Here is a 17,051-nt window from a genome sequence, read left to right as displayed (position 1 = left end):
ATCTTAATATGAAAAGACGTGGCCTTTTAATCATCCTGTCGTCGCCCTCAGGGGCCGGCAAATCAACCCTCGCAGGGCGTCTGCGGACATGGGACGACACGCTACGCTTCTCCGTGTCCTCCACCACACGCAGCCCGCGCGCAGGCGAAGTTGACGGCACCGACTACTTCTTTGTCAGCACCGAGACCTTCCAATCCCAAGTAGCGGACGGCGAAATGCTCGAACACGCGCGGGTGTTCGGCAACTACTACGGCTCGCCAAAGGCGCCCGTGCAAACCGCCATCGAACAAGGCCGCGACGTGCTGTTCGACATCGACTGGCAAGGCGCACAACAAATCAGCAAATCCGCACTCGCCGACCACGTTTTGTCGATCTTCATCCTGCCGCCCTCGATCACCGAACTCCACCGCCGCCTTGTCAGCCGTGGTCAGGACGACGCGGAAACCATAGAAAAGCGTATGCAAAAAAGCTGGGACGAAATTAGCCACTGGGACGGCTACGACTATGTTATGGTGAACGACGATCTGGACGAAACCGAAATGCGCCTCAAAACCATCATCAGTGCCGAACGCCTGCGCGCAAGCCAGCAACCTGATTTGATGAACCATGTGCGCACCCTGCAAACCCAATTCGAGGACCGATAATGATTTACGCCCTTGGCCAAAAAGTCCCGCAAGTCGCCCCCGACGCATGGATCGCACCCGGATGCCACGTCATCGGCAACGTGTCTCTGGGCGCGCAAGCCTCAGTCTGGTTTGGCACCACAATTCGCGGCGACAACGAACAAATCACCGTCGGCCTGCGTAGCAACGTGCAGGAAAACTGCGTATTGCACACCGATATCGGCTATCCGCTGACCATCGGCACCGGCTGCACCATCGGTCATAGCGCAATCCTGCATGGCTGCACCATCGGGGATAATTCGCTTGTCGGCATGGGCGCAACGGTGCTGAACGGCGCGGTGATTGGCAAAAACTGCCTGATCGGGGCAGGGGCCTTAGTCACCGAAGGCAAGGTCATCCCCGACGGCAGCCTTGTGATGGGCGCGCCGGGCAAGGTGGTGCGCCAACTCGACAGCTCAGCAATTGCAGCGCTCGAAACCTCCGCCACACATTACGCCCAAAACGCCGCACGTTTTAAGCGCGACCTCAAACCGATGTGATCGTCACGCGCTGATGCCTTGGCGTGGTCTCAGCGCGACCACTTTACTTTTTACACGCCGCTGCGCGTTGCGGCAAAGAGCAGGGTATGCGCTTGGTTGAAAACCACGGTTGTATCTTCGCGCGCGCTATAGTGTGATGCACCAAAGATCCACCCAAACCATAGGACGCCCCATGACTGACCTGATCTGCGCCGCGCCAAAACTGCATATCCTGCCTATTACGAACAGCACCGCGGGTTACCCGGTGAACCGGATTTTCTGCGTCGGTCGCAACTACGCAGCGCATGCGGCTGAAATGGGCAGCGAGGTCGACCGTGAAGCACCGTGGTATTTCACCAAGTCCGCACAAGCTATCTGCCAAAACACGCAAACCGTCGCATATCCGGCAGGCACCAAAAATTTCCAATTCGAAATGGAATTGGTCGTGGCCTTGGGTGACGACATCTTCCAAGCAGACGAAGCGCGCGCTCAAGCCGCGGTTTATGGCTATGCCTGCGGGCTCGATATGACACGACGCGACCTGCAACAAATCGGCAAAGACAACCGCAGACCATGGTCGCTTGGCAAAGACTTCGAGAACGCAGCCGTGATCGGACCGATCACACCGCGCGACAGCTTTGGCGCCGTCGCATCACAGCGCATCACCTTGGCCGTCAACGGAACCACACAGCAAGACGCACAGCTCTCCGATATGGTCTGGTCGGTGCCGGAAATCATCAGCCATCTGTCTCGCTTCTACCACCTGTGCGCTGGCGACCTGATCATGACAGGCACACCGGCGGGCGTGGGCGCAGTTAACGCCGGCGACGTTATCACCGGCAGCATCACAGGGCTGGCAGACATCTCACATACGCTAAAAGCGGCGCAATAGATGCAGTGTCGTAAAAGAATACGTAAGTCGCATAATCATGATTATGTTACATTTACTATAACCGGACCATAGCCATGAAGCCGGTCTTAACCCAAATCGACGATATCGTCAGCTCCACCTCCGTCGAGGCGCTCTGGACCCTGCATACCACTTACATGGCGCAATTCGGGTTCGACCGGCTGATTTACGGCTTTACGCGCGATAGCATTTCCAATTCATTGGGAAACCCCCAAGACCGGATTCTGCTCACGACCCACAGCAACGCCTACATGATCCCGTATCTGAACGACGGTCATCTCGCCAATGGACCCATGATACGTTGGGCGCTGGAAAACGCTGGCACATGTAGTTGGCAATGGATTTCGGACATGGCCAACGCAGGGAAACTCAACCCGAAAGAGCTTGGCGTGGTCGCGTTCAACCAGAAAATGAATGTGACTGCAGGTTACACAATCAGCTTTAAAACCGTGTCACAGCGGGTGAAAGCTGCCATCGCGCTGACCGCAAAAGAAGGTTTAAGCCAGCCTGACGTCGAAGCGATCTGGCAAAAATACGGTGCTGAAATTGTGGCGGCCAATAACGTCATGCACCTGAAATTGCTGACCCTGCCCCAGACTGGCGAACGGCAATTGACCAAACGGCAACGCGAAGTGCTGCAATGGGTCGGCGACGGCAAAACCGCGCAAGATATCGGGTTGTTGTTAGGCCTGAAACCCGCGACCGTCGAAAAACACCTGCGACTGGCCCGTGAAACTCTGGACGTTGAAACCACCGCGCAAGCCGTGCTAAAAGCCGCTTTCTCCAATCAGATGTTTGTGATGGATATCTAACTGAAATCATTCGATTAATTCAAAAGGTATGGAATACACTACTTTCGTGATGTCACGTCAAAGCGTATGACAAAGCTGTTCTGTAAGTGGTGGCCTTTGGTCTGGGGAACGTAGGGCGCAATCCTGATGATTTTCAGGCTCTGCGCCTTACACCTCGTCCCCGAAATCAGCATAAATCCTGAAAAAACGCCTACCGATCAAACCTTATTGGCAACGAAAACTGATGCACGCCCGACGACAAACCGGCTGGTGCTTGGACTGCATGACCAGCATTGAGGGTTGGTCCTGCTACCGGCTTGGCATAACCGGTGCAAGAAGGACACTTTGCTGAAACGCCTCGACCGGCCGGTCCCAATCATCAACCATAGCTGAAATCGCCCAAGAGGCAGCCGCGAGACTGATGGTATCTTCGCCCCCGCCCACCTCTGGTCCACCATCGGGCGCGGCACTGAACACCACCAGATGCACCACCGCCGCAACTGCCGCAAACCCGATGAATTCCACCGCCTGTCTCACGGGTTTGCCACGGCAAGATCAACAGATGTGATGGCGATACCGGTAAGCCGTGCCTGGACATTGGCTAGCTTTGGCGTCGGCAAATCCGCATCGGCCCGGATACTCAGGCGCTGTGTTTTATAGCGTCACGTCTTCTTCCAAAGGCGTTTCACTCTGCGAGACAGGCAACGATAGAAAAAATGGCGGCGCAGGCGCAATCCGCGCCGACATCATGAAAAACACCAGCAGCAGAAAAACCACATCAACAACGGCGCTTCCTGCGCCAGACACCGCGCAATCAAAACCCGCGCCTGTTCGCCGCCAGACAACCGCGTCGCAGTCCGGTCGCGAAACGCGCCTAAATCCATACGGTCCATCGCCCGCGCCACAGCGGCAACGTCCGCATCACCAGCGCGCTGGCCTACCGCCGAATGCGGCGCGCGACCTAATCACCAGCGTTTGCACATCCACAGGCCATGCGATCTCGCGCGCCTGCGGCAGCCAGGCCACGGCGCGACCCCGCTCGCGCGGCATTAACGCGACCACTGAACTATGACCCGTACCTTCAATCAACCCCAAGGCAGCACGCATTAGCGTCGTTTTCCCCGCACCGTTCGTGCCGATTATGCCAACCAACTCCCCCTGCCCCGATCACCAGATCAACTCCGCGCAGAATACTGTGATTGCGCCGTGCCACACCAAAACCAGTCAGCATCAGCAGGCTCATAATCTGTCCCTCCGCGTGCGGTAAATCAGGTGCAAAAACAACGGCGCACCCACCAATGCAGTCGCCACACCCAGCTTCAGATCACGCGCAGGCAATATCACACGCACCGCAATATCCGCCGCCACCAACATCGCAAGTTGATCGGTGCAAAGATTGACGGACACGACCTTGACCGGCGTGTCCGACATCACGGTCACCGGATAAGCCATCAGCGCGCCCGTCAGGCAGAACGCCTTTATCAACTTAAAAACTTGCACTGACACCAGCATTGGCCGCAGGCCCGCGCGTAGCAAAACCCCAAACATCAACCGCATCACTATCAAACAGGTTCGTGACACGCGCATTCAGCGTCACAATATCGTTAGCTCATAGCGCGCTGCAAAAACCGTCGCAGTCGTTGCCGCACCCACCTCTAACGTGGCTACATAAGTGTCGCCAAACTTGCCATTGCGGGTAATAATATTGGTCACGCTCGCAGATGCACTCGAGCCATAATAGACTGAATGCGCCCCACGCAACACCTCGATCCGCGCAATATTCGCCGTCTCCAAGCCACTCAGAATATATTCCCCATATCCGCGCCACTACCTCACCTATTGCCCATGAAAAAGCCCGCCTGTTTGCACAAGCGGGCCTCCAATCTCGAATGAATAGCGCCTTAGCCCTTCAGTTTTGCCACTTCAGCTGCGAAATCTTCTTTCACAACTTCAATGCCTTCACCAACTTCAATACGGGAAAAACCAGTGATCTCAACGCCAGCTTCTTTTGCAGCCGCGCCAACAGTCAGGTCTGGGTTCACAACGAATTGCTGGTTCAACAATGTGACTTCCGCCATGTATTTCTGCATACGGCCAACGATCATCTTCTCGATCACTGCGTCTGGCTTACCAGATTCACGCGCGATATCGATCTGCACGTTCTTCTCTTTTTCAACGATTGCCGGATCAAGATCAGCTTCGGACAACGACACTGGGTTCACAGCTGCAATGTGCATCGCAACCTGACGGCCAAACGCTTCGTTGTCGCCAGTCATCGCAACCAGAACGCCGATGTTGCCCATATCTGTAGCAGCCGCATTGTGTACGTAGGACACAACGGTTTCGCCTTCCAGAACAGCCATACGACGCACGGACATGTTCTCGCCGATGATTGCAACTGCGTCTGTCACAGTCTGCTCAACGGTTTTGCCGCCCATGTCAGCCGCTTTCAACGCGTCTGTATCACCAACGGTCAAAGCAACTGCTGCGATTTTCGCAACCATGCCTTGGAAATCGGAGTTTTTGGATACAAAGTCGGTCTCGGCGTTCACTTCAACAGCGATACCTTTGCCGCCGGAAACCGCAACGGCAACAAGGCCCTCTGCAGCAGTACGGCCGGATTTCTTAGCAGCTTTTGCAAGGCCCTTGGTGCGCAGCCAGTCAACGGATGCTTCCATGTCGCCATTGTTTTCAGTCAACGCTTTTTTCGCGTCCATCATGCCTGCGCCCGTGCTGTCACGCAGTTCTTTTACCATTGCAGCGGTAATTGCCATGTTATCTCTCCATTACGGAATTCAAATTGGGATGAGGCAGGGAACACCCCTGCCTCTATTAGTCTCACAAAGCTTACTGCTGCTCGGAAGCAACCAGCTCTTCTGCGAACTCTTCCATTGCGCCCATATCAACGCCAGCTGCACCCAGCTGCGCTTGCATGCCGTCAAGGGCCGCACGTGCTGCAAGATCAGTGTAAAGCGCGATTGCACGCGCCGCATCGTCGTTGCCTGGAATGACATAATCAACGCCGTCTGGCGAACAGTTGGTGTCGACAATAGCGATCACAGGAATGCCCAGCTTCTTGGCTTCCAGAATTGCGAGGTCTTCTTTGTTGACGTCGATGACGAAAATCAGGTCAGGCACGCCGCCCATTTCGCGGATACCGCCCAAAGACGCCTGCAGTTTGCCCTGCTCACGTTCCATGCCAAGACGCTCTTTCTTGGTCAGACCGGCAAAACCGTTCTCGGACGCTTCATCAATCGCTTTAAGGCGGTTGATCGACTTGGAAACAGTCTGCCAGTTGGTCAATGTGCCACCGAGCCAACGGTGGTTCATGTAGAACTGTGCGCAACGCTCAGCAGCATCAGCAACTGGCTTTTGTGCCTGACGCTTGGTGCCAACGAACAAAACGCGGCCGCCCTTGGCAACTGTGTCGCGAATAACCTGCAACGCTTGGTCCAGCATTGGCACTGTCTGTGTCAGGTCCATGATGTGGATGCCGTTACGGCTACCGTAAATGTGTTTTTGCATCTTTGGGTTCCAGCGCGCTGTCTGGTGGCCAAAGTGTACGCCTGCTTCAAGCAATTGGCGCATGGAGAACTCGGGTAGAGCCATGTCAGTCTTCCTTTTCCGGTTTTAACCAAGGACGGGGGTGAAGGCGCTGAAGTGCGACAACCGGTGGATTGTCCGGGATTTCTCCCCGAACGACCCGCCCCGTCTGGGGATTTCGTAGCGTTCCTTTAGCGGGCGTTCCTGCCATTTGCAAGTGGCCTCACATCCGGCAGGACCATTTTCACAAGAACACCCGCTCGATGAACCAGTATGTGCCAACGACCGCAATCGCCAGCGAGGCCGGAATAGCCACGATCCGGCGGTACGCGTCCAGATGATCACGCAACTGGATCGACACCATGCACAGCAGGAATATCGCCATCAGCGGTGCCGCAAATACCCAGACCGGCCCTTCGATCAACGTCACCAGTGGCGCAGGGTTCAACCAGATCAACACAGCAGCAACCGCCGCCAGCACACCGTATAACGCTATCCCCTGCGACGCCTCATTGGCTCCTCGATCGACGCGCAGCGCTTGCAACACACAAACGAACATCACGCCAATCACTGCCAACTGGCCAACCTCAACACCCACATTAAACCCGATCAACGCAGGCACAAAGGTATTCTGCGGCAATCCAAACTCGGCCAGCACCGACGCAAACCCAAGCCCGTGCAACAAGCCAAAGCCGAAAATCACAAACGGTCGCCACGGACTAAGCGTTTTCATAAAGACATTCTCAACCGCAACATACACAATCGACGCCGCAATCAACGGCTCGACAATACTGCCCGGCACCACAACCCAGCCCAGCGCCGCGGCCGCCAGCGTAATCGTATGCGCCAGCGTGAACAGCGTCACCTGCGTTAACAGCGGACGCAGCCGCGCCGATAAGAAAAACAATCCCAGCACAAACAGAATATGATCCAGCCCCTTGGGCACGATATGATCAAAGCCAATCGGAATATAACGCGTAAATGTCTCCCAGCCCGTCGCCTCATCGCCACCGGCCAATGCAATCGGATCAGACTGCGCGCCAGCTTCCAAATAACCGTCATAAGGCGCCTCAACACCGATTTGACGCAGTACCAGCACACCAAATTCCGGCGCCCATCCGACCTGCACCACCTGCGCATCCGCAGGTAGCGGCGTGGTAAACTTGATCATAGAGGCGCGCGTCACCTCCACATCACCCACCGGTCCCACATCCACCGACACCAGCTCGGCCAGCATCGGCTGCCCGTCCGCCGTCAAGGTCATCGACTCTGCCATCTGCGGCCAAAACGTCATAAACCGCGCGGCCAATGCTTCAGGCGCCAGCGCACGCAAGGCATCATAATCCGCAGCCTCACGCGCATTTGCAGTGTCCGCCACCGCGGTCAAATCAATACCCGCAATAAACCCCTCCAAATTCAGGCGCACATCAAACACCAATGTATCACCCTCCCTCGTCATATCGGCGATAGAAGGCAGCACTTCATGGGCGCTCGCGGTTGACAGAGTTGTGAACCAGACCAAGAGCATGCTTGACAACAGGCGCGCAAAGGACAGTTTAAACGGAACAGAAAAGGACGGTGTCATGCGTAAAATTGCTCTCTTAATTGGTTTGCTGGCGGGACCTGCGACGGCACACGAGCTCTGGCTGGAACCCGACGCCTACCAGATAATGTCGGATGGTAGAATGACCGCGAATATTGTCAATGGACAGGACTTCAAAGGGGTTATTCTCCCCTACGTGCCGCAACGGTTCGCACACTTCAAGACCTTTGCAAATGGCAATTCGACCGACGTCACCGGACGCATAGGCGACACGCCGGCACTCGACAACGCACCACTTGCAGACGGGCTGAATGTGGTGGCCTATCAAGCACGCAATTCAACCGTCGACTACGCAACGTGGGACAAGTTCAAAGCATTCCTTGATCACAAGGATCTGGGCGATCTGCGCGCCAGCCACACCGCACGCGGCCTGCCGCTCGAAAACGTCAAAGAAGTCTACTCTCGCTACTCTAAAACCCTGATCGGCGTGGGGTCAGGCGCAGGTGCGGACCGGCGCGTCGGGCTGGAAACTGAAATTGTAGCCCTGACCAACCCCTATACCGACGACCTGTCAGGCGGCATGCGGGTGCAGCTATTCTACGGCAACGTGGTGCGCGCAAACACCCAACTCGAAATTTTCACCAAAACCCCGACCGGCGCAGTCTCGATCGGCTACACCCGCACCAATGCCCAAGGCATCGCGACCGTGCCAGTCACCTCTGGCAACAGCTACATGCTCGACGCGGTTGTCCTGCGCGAACCCTCTGAACAATTGGCAAATGCCACGAAAGCAGCCTACGAATCCCTTTGGGCGAACCTGACTTTCGCAGCCCCCTAAATTGCACCTCAGCCGCACTTGCAAACGGTCACGCCCTGCTGCAAAAGCAGGGCATGACAAAACAATCTGACATTTTATGTATCGGTTCGGTCCTATGGGACGTGATCGGACGCGCCGCTTTCCATATGCGCGTAGGGTCCGACGTGCCGGGACGTATCACGCGACTTCCGGGCGGCGTGGCGATGAATATCGCCATGACCCTACGGCAGTTTGGCATGACCCCCACGCTGCTCTCGACTATCGGGCGCGACGCAGAAGGCAACGAACTGGTCGCCGAGGCCCACCGCATGGGCCTGATCACCGACCACCTCTACCGCTCCGACGACCTGCCAACTGACATCTATATGGCCGTTGAGGGCGCAAACGGCCTCATCGCCGCTATCGCCGACGCACATTCGCTCGAAGCCTCAGGCGACAAAATTCTGCGCCCCCTGTCTGATGGCCGCCTCGGCAGCCTCGAAAACCCCTTCAAAGGCACAATAGCCCTTGACGGCAACCTTACCGAAGACCTGCTGCAAACCATCGCAAACTCGCCGCTATTTGCAAACGCCGACCTGCGCGTCGCCCCCGCTTCACCGGGCAAAGCACAGCGACTTCTGGCGCTGATGGACCACCCCACAGCAACTCTCTACGTCAACCTGGAGGAAGCAGGCTTGCTCTGCCAAACCAAATTCGAGACCTCCGCCATCGCAGCAAGCGCTCTGCTGAAACGAGGTGCACACCGCGTGCTGGTCACTGATGGCGGCAATGCCTGCGCCGAAGGCACCGCAGGTAATATCATCAGCCACACCGCCCCCGCCGTTATGGTGACGCGGGTCACCGGTGCAGGCGACACATTCATGGCAGCACATATCGCAAGCGAGGCGCAAGGACTTGACCGCCAAGCCGCACTCACCCGCGCATCCAACGCTGCCGCCACCTACGTTTCAGGAGAAACACCCCAATGACAATGACCCAAAACCTGCCGATGCAATTCAGCGTCGAAGTCACGACAGCACGCCGCAAAAACACGCCCATTGTGGCGCTGGAAAGCACAATCATCACCCACGGCATGCCTTTTCCGCAAAACGTCGAAACGGCCCGCATTGTGGAACAAGACGTGCGCGACAACGGTGCCACGCCCGCCACAATCGCTGTGATCGACGGTGTGCTGCACATCGGCCTTGAATCCGACATGCTCGACAGTTTGGGCCAAGCGCAAAACGTCGCCAAACTCTCACGCGCCGACATCGCAGCCTGCATCGCCACTGGCGGCACAGGAGCCACCACAGTCGCCGCCACAATGATCGCAGCCAACCTCGCAGGCATCAGCGTTTTCGCGACAGGCGGCATTGGCGGTGTACACCGCGGCGCTGAGACCTCATTCGATATCTCCGCCGACCTGCAAGAACTCTCGCTCACCGGTGTCACCGTCGTGGCCGCTGGCGCAAAAGCAATTCTCGATCTCGAGAAAACCTACGAAGTCCTCGAAACCCTCGGCGTCCCCGTCATCACCTTCGGTCAAGACGCCCTGCCCGCTTTCTGGTCAGCCACCTCTGCGATGGCATCACCTCTGCGCATGGACACCGCCGCCGATATCGCACGCGCGCAACTGACCCGCAAACAAATGGGGCTCACCGGCGGACAACTCATCTGCAACCCGATCCCGCAAGACGCCCAAATCCCGGCAGACACCCTCGCGCCCGTGATCGCCCAAGCCCTCGCAGAAGCAACGGCGCAAAACATCAGCGCAAAGGCCGTGACCCCCTTCCTGCTTGACCGGATTTTCACCCTGACCGAAGGCCGCTCGCTGGCCGCGAACATCGCCCTCGTGCGCAACAACGCGCGTCTGGCCGCCCAAATCGCCGCCGAGATCATCAGTCAAAGCGATCCTGTGTAGTAAAGCTTGTAGGGGCGCTCACGTCACATTACATGTGACCAAACTTTAAGGCGTCCCTCCATGCACCTCGACCCCCTACATGACGACACCAGACCATCAAAACGCGGCCTGATCGCACGCGCGCGCAGTAACTTTCTGGCGGGTTTGGTTATCGTCGCCCCGATCGCCCTCACGCTCTGGCTGATGTGGACTGTCGTGGGCTGGGTCGATAGCTGGGTCTGGCCATTTGTGCCCGAAGGTTACCACCCCGACGCCCTTATTAACCGGTTTTTCCGCCCCGACGGCGCCGCACCGATCAATGTAAACGTGCGCGGTTTCGGCGTGATCATCTTTTTGATCTTCACCGTGATCGTCGGCTGGATCGGCAAAGGCATCATCGGTCGCTCGTTCATCCGCTTGGGCGAAAACCTCGTGGGACGGATGCCCGTCGTCAGCTCGATCTACAACGGCGTTAAACAAATCGCTGAAACCGTGTTTTCGCAGCGCGACACCTCCTTCGACAAGGCCTGCCTTATCGAATACCCGCGCAAAGGGATCTGGGCGATTGCCTTTATCTCGACCAACGCCAAAGGCGAAATGCGCGACAAAATCTCCACCGGCGGCGATATCGCAACCGTGTTCCTGCCCACCACACCAAACCCGACCTCGGGCTTCCTGCTGTTCCTGCCGCGTGAAGATGTCTTTGAACTGGACATGAGCGTCGAAGATGCCGCCAAACTGGTGATCTCTGCCGGACTGGTCTACCCGAACCCCAAAGACCCTTCGAAACCCGTAACACTTCCTGCGGTATGATCACCCCCGCACTCACGGGCTTTGCGACAGGGTTCTCACTGATCCTCGCCATCGGCGCACAAAACGCCTTCGTGTTACGGCAAGGACTGGCAAAACAACACGTCTTTTGGCTCTGCCTGCTCTGCGCCACCTCCGACGCGGCTCTGATCACTGCAGGTGTGCTCGGCTTTGCGGCCATCGTTGACGCGGCACCTATGCTTCCAAAAATCATGGCGTGGGGTGGTGCCGCCTTCCTCTTCGTCTACGGCGCCCTGCGGCTTCACGCCGCCTACCTTGGTCACTACGACAACCAGATTACCGGCAAATCCGCAGGGCTCTGGACCACCCTCGCCACCGCCGCCGCTTTCACATGGCTCAATCCGCACGTCTACCTCGACACGCTGGGATTGATCGGCGCAATATCGACCCAATACACCATAAACGCCGAACGCTACGCTTTCGGCGTAGGCGCGGTTACCGCGTCCTACGTCTTTTTCTTTGGCCTGGGCTACGGCGCAAGACTACTCGCGCCCGTCATGCAATCACCCCGCGCATGGCGGATCCTCGACGTGATCATCGGGCTGGTGATGTGGGCGCTGGCAGTAAAACTGCTCAGCTGAACAGCGCCTCCGATTTCCACGCGCCCCACAATTACAACGTAAGGTTGATCTTAATTAAAGTGCGGTCCAGCCACCATCAACGCTGATGGTCGTGCCGGTAATCTGTGCCGCTGCGTCCGAGCACAAGAAATTCACTGTCCCACCGAGCTGTTCCACCGTCGCAAATTCCTTTGACGGCTGGCGCGCCAACATGACCTCTTTGATCACCGTCTCGCGGTCCATACCGTATTCTTTCATCGTATCAGGGATTTGCGCCTCGACCAAAGGCGTCAACACATAGCCCGGACAAATCGCATTGCAGGTAATCGGCTCCTGCGCAGTCTCCAAGGCAGTCACCTTCGAAAACCCGACAATCCCGTGCTTGGCCGCGACGTAAGCCGATTTATACGGGCTTGCCGTCAGACCATGCGCCGAAGCCACATTCACAATCCGCCCCCAGCCAGCCGCGCGCATCATCGGCAGCGCTTCCGCCGTGGTGTGAAACGCACTGGTCAGGTTGATCGCAATAATCGCATCCCACTTCTCGGCAGGAAATTCGTCAATCGGCGCCACGAACTGAATACCCGCATTGTTTACCAGAATGTCGCAGACACCCGCCTCCGAAATCAACTTGCGGCAGTCAGCCCCTTTGGACATATCCGCCTGAATATACCGCGCTTTCACACCAAACTCTTTGGCAATCCCGGCTGCAATCGCATGATCCTCATCGCGGTCGGTGAACGAATTCAACACCACATGCGCCCCCGCACGGGCCAGTTCTCGCGCAATCCCAAGGCCAATACCCGAATTTGATCCGGTGATAACGGCGGTTTTGTTCTGATATGACATAGATCTTGGCTCCGGTGCTGAAAATGATACCTGCAGTATAGATCCTGCACCTGCAAATAACACACCGATTCTCAGCTGATTCCACCAGCATTAATCCTGTGGGCAAACATGTGGATAACCTGCAAAAGACCAAAAAAAACGCCCGCACAAGGCGGGCGTAAAGTTATTGAGGCAGGTTTCATACAGGCAAGAAACCTATCGAGCAGTAAGGACGTTATACGCCTAACTACGCCTACGGCCAAGCTAAAAGTTTGATAAGCCCGTGAACTCGCTATAAGTTGATCGTTAACGTACACAGGGATTGCAGGGATTATTGCCGAAATGAAGCCACACTATTTCAGATATTTGCGCCGGTTCAGCGCGGCCAACGCTATTGTTTTGGCAGGCACTGCCGCTTTTGGCGAATCAACCCATGGTATTGCGATGTATGGCGACCCCGCTTTGCCCGCCGATTTCACCGCCCTGCCCTACGCCAACCCCGACGCGCCCTTGGGCGGCAAAATGGTCACCGCCAACGTCGGCACATTCGACAGCCTTAATCCCTACATCCTCAAAGGCAACGTGCATTGGCAATTGCGCTACCTGATGGGCGACAGCTTGATGGGGCGCACGCTGGATGAACCCTTCTCGCTTTACGGCGTCATAGCCGAGACAATCGAAACCGGCCCCGCCCGCGAATGGGTTGAATTTACCCTGCGCGAAGGTGCGCAGTTCAACGACGGCAGCCCGATCACAGTAGAAGACGTAATGTGGTCATTCGAGACACTGGGCACCCAAGGCCACGGCCGCTACCGCGGGTTCTGGGAAAAAGTGGAAACCCTCGAGGCCACAGGCCCGCGCTCGGTGCGCTTCACCTTTACAGAAGCCGACAATGAACTGGCTCTGCTGGCAGGTCTGCGCCCCATCCTCAAGAAATCCCAATGGGATGGCTTGGACTTTGGCGAAAGCGGCCTTGATGTTATTCCCATCGTCTCCGGCGAATATGTGATCGACGATTTTGAAGCTAACCGCTTTATCTCCTTCAAACGCGACCCCGACTATTGGGCCGCTGACATCCCCTTTATGCGCGGCGTCGGAAACCTTGACGAAATTCGTTTAGAATTCTTTGGCGACGAGACCGCTGCATTCGAAGCTTTTAAAGTCGGTGAGGTGAATACTCACCGCGAATTCAACGTGGCAAAATGGGACGGCCAATTCGACTTCCCGATGGCGCAAAGCGGCGAGGTGATCAAATCCATTCTCCCCCACGAACGCCCTTCCGGTATGACCGGATTCGTGATGAACAGCCGCAACGCGGTCTTTGCCGACTGGCGGGTGCGCGACGCGATGCTGCACGCCTTCAATTTTGAATTTATCAACGAGACGATGACCGGCAGCCAGCAACCGCGCATCACGTCCTATTGGTCCAACTCACCTTTGAGCATGGACCACGGCCCCGCCACGGGCCGGGTCGCCGAATTTCTGGAACCCTTCAAAGCCTCCCTGACGCCCGGCACAATAGAGGGTTACACCCTGCCGGTCTCGGACGGATCAGAACGCAACCGCGCGGGCATCGGCGCGGCACTGGCCCAACTCGAAGCTGCAGGCTGGACCGTGCAAAACGGCGTGTTGAAGGACGCAAACGGGGCGCCGTTCAAATTCGATATTCTTATTGAAGCCGCAGCAACCGAAAACACCGCGATCATCGACATGTATGTGCAAGCCCTTGGACGTATTGGTATTTCGCCAACCGTATCTTCGGTCGACGGCGCGCAATACAAAGAACGGACCGACGCGTATGATTTTGACATGACCTACTACCGCAGCGGGTTGTCACTTTCGCCGGGCAACGAGCAAGACGCCTATTTTGGCGCGGACCGCGCAGACGAGATAGGCGGACGCAACCTGATGGGGATCAAATCCGAAGCTGCTGACGCCATGATCGACAGACTTCTAACCTCGGAAAATCAGGACGATTTTGTCGCGGCAGTGAAATCGCTTGACCGGGTGCTGACCGCAGGACGCTATGTGATCCCGATCTATCAGTGGAACATCAGCCGCATCGCGCATTCAAAAAATCTGCACTTCCCCGAAGACCTGCCGATCTTTGGCGACTGGCCCGGATGGCAGCCCGATGTCTGGTGGTACGAAGAATAACTTTCGAGGGCCAGCGCTGCGCTGGTCCTCTTCATCACATGTCTGGAAAACCTATGCGAAAACTGTTTCTTATCTGCGGCGCATTATATCCGCTGCAAGCCTGCACCGTGGCGCGTACCGCGGGCAATGTGGCGGTTGGCACAGGGCAACTGGCGCTTGGCGCGGTGGATGTGGTGCTGTAATCGCAACAGCCGTTAAGCCAGCGATGTCACCCATAAAACGGTGGCATCATCCGCACTCGTCGACACCACGTTATGACCCATCGCGGCGTCGTAATAGGCGCTGTCACCGCGCTTTAGGTCCACAGGCTCGTAAAATTCAGTGAACAGTTGCACAGTGCCTGTCAGCACCAATAAAAATTCTTCGCCGTCATGGCGGATCCAGCCATCAAAATCATCCATCCGGCGCGCACGGATACGGGCGCGGTAGGGCAGCATTTTTTTGGCCGTCAGGGCTTCGGCAAGAATTGTATGCTCGTAAGTCGTGGTGATTTGCTGCGCACCCTCGCCCGCCAATGTGATCGTGCGGCGGCCGTTTACCTGTGCCGTTGAGGGGGGCGTAAAAAGTTGTGGCACCGAAATTTCCAAGCCAACTGCCAGCTTTTTCAGCGCCTCATAGGTCGGTGACATTTGCCCGTTCTCGATCTTGGAGAGGGTCGAGCGTGCCAATCCCGCTTGCTTGGCAGCCTGTTCTAACGTCCAGTCACGCGATTTGCGCAGCTCGCGCACGCGCTGGCCCAGATCAAGCGGCTGCGCGGTTTCGGTCCTGCCGTCTTCATGGGCGATGCGGATCAAGGTTTTGGGATCAATGTCTGACATAGGAATTCTATTAGTCTGCCCGACTGATGCTTGCAACAGTCGGGGTGTGGGCATAGCGATGAAGATTGTGCCTACTTGCACGATGCAGAGAGACGGGTAAAACCTTATCCGCGGATAAGCTTGCTTTATTGAGAAATTTACCACTTATTAACGATCCGACGGGCAATCTGGCTCATCCCACCCCCAAAGATGCATCTAGTCCGCAGCAACAAGGTCAGCGCGTGGCGACTGTGCAAAATGGTAAGCTTGTGAAAAGCGGCAAGAGTGGCGCGACGACTATATGATAAATGCGGGCGGGTACCGCGTGAACCTGATTGAGGTTGAAGCGTATCCAGCGATGACAAAGGCTGCGATCTGTGAGGTACAGATCGAACAGGCTGTGTGCATTATTGCGGCCTTTTATGTTAGCACAGATGTGGTAAAGGACGATCTTCTGACCGCGTGGTGTGCGGACACATTTACGCGCTACAAATACCCAAGGCTATTTGTGCGCCAAGACACCCTGCCGCGCGGTGCAAACAACACATTACTCAGGCGCGTATTGCGTCAAAACCGGGAGGCCGCGCATGGTCAAGCTAGATATTATTTCCGATCCGATTTGCCCATGGTGCTATATCGGCAAAACCAATCTGGATAAGGCGCTGCTGCAATTCCCGGAGCATCCGTTCATCGTGGAATGGCATCCGTTTCAGTTGAACCCAGATATGCCCGCGGGCGGTATGGATCGCAAAGCCTACCTTGAAGGCAAGTTTGGCGGCAAAGAGGCAGCGGTGAAAGCCTATGCGCCTGTGGTCGAACACGCGGAAAAAACCGGTGCGGTGATCAATTTCGAAGCGATGAAGGTCACACCGAACACGATCGACGCACACCGCTTGATCCACTGGGCCGGCATCGAGCATCGCCAATCGTTTGTGGTTGATCTGCTGTTCAAAGCTTATTTTGTGGATGGCCGCGATATTGGTGATCATGCGGTTTTGGCCGATATTGCCGATAGTGCCGAAATGGACGCGGCGATGGTCACGCGTTTGCTAGCGACGGATGAAGATACCGTTTTGATCCGCGAACGTGACGCCCATAGCCGCAAAATGGGCGTGAATTCGGTGCCGACGTTTATCGTGGCGCAACACCATGCGGTGCCCGGCGCGCAACCACCCGAGACCTGGGTGCAAATTATTAAAGACATACAGTCGCAACTAGACGCATCAGAGCAGTCCTAATCAAAAAAGAGCAGAC

General features: G+C 56.5%; 22 protein-coding genes and 1 pseudogene. 12 read left to right on the top strand and 11 right to left on the bottom strand.

All coding sequences use genetic code 11. From position 1 onward, the window contains the following. The first annotated feature begins 8 nt into the window (after positions 1 to 8). The 4 genes from gmk to ACXLHR_RS05585 all read left to right on the top strand — a co-directional run bounded on the left by gmk (position 9) and on the right by ACXLHR_RS05585 (position 2,863). Positions 9 to 644, top strand: coding sequence for a guanylate kinase (gene gmk / locus ACXLHR_RS05600; RefSeq protein WP_458792476.1), 636 nt, complete (start codon positions 9 to 11; stop codon positions 642 to 644). After that, complete coding sequence (locus ACXLHR_RS05595; protein WP_458792475.1) at positions 641 to 1,162, top strand: gamma carbonic anhydrase family protein; 522 nt, start codon at positions 641 to 643, stop codon at positions 1,160 to 1,162. Before gmk ends, ACXLHR_RS05595 begins: the two co-directional genes overlap by 4 nt. 172 nt (positions 1,163 to 1,334) lie before the next feature. After that, entirely contained in the window at positions 1,335 to 2,033 is a 699-nt protein-coding gene (locus tag ACXLHR_RS05590; protein ID WP_458790538.1) for a fumarylacetoacetate hydrolase family protein, read from the top strand. A gap of 74 nt (positions 2,034 to 2,107) precedes the next feature. Beyond that, the gene (locus ACXLHR_RS05585) at positions 2,108 to 2,863 is read left to right on the top strand and encodes an autoinducer binding domain-containing protein (protein WP_458790537.1); all 756 of its coding nucleotides are present in this window, start codon (positions 2,108 to 2,110) and stop codon (positions 2,861 to 2,863) included. A 288-nt stretch (positions 2,864 to 3,151) separates the two neighbouring features. Here ACXLHR_RS05585 and ACXLHR_RS05580 read toward each other — a convergent pair whose 3' ends face one another. The 9 genes and pseudogenes from ACXLHR_RS05580 to ACXLHR_RS05540 form a co-directional block, all read right to left on the bottom strand. Then, positions 3,152 to 3,379: a hypothetical protein gene (locus ACXLHR_RS05580; RefSeq protein ID WP_458790536.1), complete on the bottom strand. Its 228-nt coding sequence runs from the start codon at positions 3,377 to 3,379 to the stop codon at positions 3,152 to 3,154. Positions 3,380 to 3,496: 117 nt separating this feature from the next. Continuing rightward, positions 3,497 to 3,589 carry a hypothetical protein gene (locus ACXLHR_RS05575; RefSeq protein ID WP_458792474.1) on the bottom strand — a complete coding sequence of 31 codons (93 nt, stop codon included), beginning with the start codon at positions 3,587 to 3,589 and terminating at the stop codon, positions 3,497 to 3,499. Then, entirely contained in the window at positions 3,589 to 3,735 is a 147-nt protein-coding gene (locus ACXLHR_RS05570; RefSeq protein WP_458790535.1) for an ATP-binding cassette domain-containing protein, read from the bottom strand. Before ACXLHR_RS05570 ends, ACXLHR_RS05575 begins: the two co-directional genes overlap by 1 nt. A 28-nt stretch (positions 3,736 to 3,763) precedes the next feature. Further along, positions 3,764 to 3,949 (bottom strand): hypothetical protein, encoded by a 186-nt coding sequence (locus ACXLHR_RS05565; protein ID WP_458790534.1) that lies wholly within the window; start codon positions 3,947 to 3,949, stop codon positions 3,764 to 3,766. 132 nt (positions 3,950 to 4,081) lie between these two features. Then, positions 4,082 to 4,219, bottom strand: a pseudogene (locus ACXLHR_RS05560) (iron chelate uptake ABC transporter family permease subunit); the annotation flags it as partial. A 216-nt stretch (positions 4,220 to 4,435) separates the two neighbouring features. Next, positions 4,436 to 4,636 (bottom strand): hypothetical protein, encoded by a 201-nt coding sequence (locus ACXLHR_RS05555; protein ID WP_458790533.1) that lies wholly within the window; start codon positions 4,634 to 4,636, stop codon positions 4,436 to 4,438. A 107-nt stretch (positions 4,637 to 4,743) separates the two neighbouring features. Continuing rightward, on the bottom strand, positions 4,744 to 5,616 hold the full coding sequence (gene tsf / locus ACXLHR_RS05550; protein WP_458790532.1) for a translation elongation factor Ts: 873 nt from the start codon (positions 5,614 to 5,616) through the stop codon (positions 4,744 to 4,746). Positions 5,617 to 5,689: 73 nt separating this feature from the next. Beyond that, entirely contained in the window at positions 5,690 to 6,451 is a 762-nt protein-coding gene (gene rpsB, locus ACXLHR_RS05545; protein WP_458790531.1) for a 30S ribosomal protein S2, read from the bottom strand. Between the two features lie 178 nt (positions 6,452 to 6,629). Further along, the gene (locus ACXLHR_RS05540; RefSeq protein WP_458790530.1) at positions 6,630 to 7,970 is read right to left on the bottom strand and encodes a HupE/UreJ family protein; all 1,341 of its coding nucleotides are present in this window, start codon (positions 7,968 to 7,970) and stop codon (positions 6,630 to 6,632) included. Between ACXLHR_RS05540 and ACXLHR_RS05535 the strand changes: the two genes are divergently transcribed. Genes ACXLHR_RS05535 through ACXLHR_RS05515 form a run of 5 tightly spaced genes read left to right on the top strand, consistent with a single transcriptional unit; the run spans position 7,969 to position 12,036 of the window. Beyond that, positions 7,969 to 8,766 (top strand): DUF4198 domain-containing protein, encoded by a 798-nt coding sequence (locus tag ACXLHR_RS05535; protein ID WP_458790529.1) that lies wholly within the window; start codon positions 7,969 to 7,971, stop codon positions 8,764 to 8,766. The two genes, ACXLHR_RS05540 and ACXLHR_RS05535, sit on opposite strands and share 2 nt — an antisense overlap. A 53-nt stretch (positions 8,767 to 8,819) precedes the next feature. After that, complete coding sequence (locus ACXLHR_RS05530; RefSeq protein ID WP_458790528.1) at positions 8,820 to 9,713, top strand: PfkB family carbohydrate kinase; 894 nt, start codon at positions 8,820 to 8,822, stop codon at positions 9,711 to 9,713. Beyond that, on the top strand, positions 9,710 to 10,645 hold the full coding sequence (locus ACXLHR_RS05525; RefSeq protein WP_458790527.1) for a pseudouridine-5'-phosphate glycosidase: 936 nt from the start codon (positions 9,710 to 9,712) through the stop codon (positions 10,643 to 10,645). The genes ACXLHR_RS05530 and ACXLHR_RS05525 overlap by 4 nt, the downstream gene beginning before the upstream one ends. Before the next feature lie 60 nt (positions 10,646 to 10,705). Next, the gene (locus tag ACXLHR_RS05520; protein ID WP_458790526.1) at positions 10,706 to 11,437 is read left to right on the top strand and encodes a DUF502 domain-containing protein; all 732 of its coding nucleotides are present in this window, start codon (positions 10,706 to 10,708) and stop codon (positions 11,435 to 11,437) included. Then, positions 11,434 to 12,036, top strand: coding sequence for a LysE/ArgO family amino acid transporter (locus ACXLHR_RS05515; protein WP_458790525.1), 603 nt, complete (start codon positions 11,434 to 11,436; stop codon positions 12,034 to 12,036). Before ACXLHR_RS05520 ends, ACXLHR_RS05515 begins: the two co-directional genes overlap by 4 nt. A gap of 54 nt (positions 12,037 to 12,090) precedes the next feature. On the opposite strand, the gene ACXLHR_RS05510 is transcribed toward ACXLHR_RS05515, so the two are convergent. After that, positions 12,091 to 12,864, bottom strand: coding sequence for a 3-hydroxybutyrate dehydrogenase (locus tag ACXLHR_RS05510; RefSeq protein WP_458790524.1), 774 nt, complete (start codon positions 12,862 to 12,864; stop codon positions 12,091 to 12,093). Positions 12,865 to 13,185: 321 nt separating this feature from the next. On the opposite strand from ACXLHR_RS05510, the gene ACXLHR_RS05505 reads away from it, so the two are divergent. Continuing rightward, positions 13,186 to 15,000 (top strand): extracellular solute-binding protein, encoded by a 1,815-nt coding sequence (locus tag ACXLHR_RS05505; protein ID WP_458790523.1) that lies wholly within the window; start codon positions 13,186 to 13,188, stop codon positions 14,998 to 15,000. Between the two features lie 53 nt (positions 15,001 to 15,053). Beyond that, on the top strand, positions 15,054 to 15,182 hold the full coding sequence (locus ACXLHR_RS05500) for a hypothetical protein (protein ID WP_458790522.1): 129 nt from the start codon (positions 15,054 to 15,056) through the stop codon (positions 15,180 to 15,182). Positions 15,183 to 15,194: 12 nt separating this feature from the next. On the opposite strand, the gene ACXLHR_RS05495 is transcribed toward ACXLHR_RS05500, so the two are convergent. Next, positions 15,195 to 15,818: a helix-turn-helix domain-containing protein gene (locus ACXLHR_RS05495; RefSeq protein ID WP_458790521.1), complete on the bottom strand. Its 624-nt coding sequence runs from the start codon at positions 15,816 to 15,818 to the stop codon at positions 15,195 to 15,197. A gap of 566 nt (positions 15,819 to 16,384) precedes the next feature. Here ACXLHR_RS05495 and ACXLHR_RS05490 point away from each other — a divergent pair. After that, positions 16,385 to 17,035 carry a DsbA family oxidoreductase gene (locus tag ACXLHR_RS05490; RefSeq protein ID WP_458790520.1) on the top strand — a complete coding sequence of 217 codons (651 nt, stop codon included), beginning with the start codon at positions 16,385 to 16,387 and terminating at the stop codon, positions 17,033 to 17,035. The last annotated feature ends 16 nt before the right edge of the window (positions 17,036 to 17,051 follow it).

This window comes from Yoonia sp. MH D7, from assembly GCF_054439475.1.
This window is presented reverse-complemented; position numbering and strand designations above follow the sequence as displayed.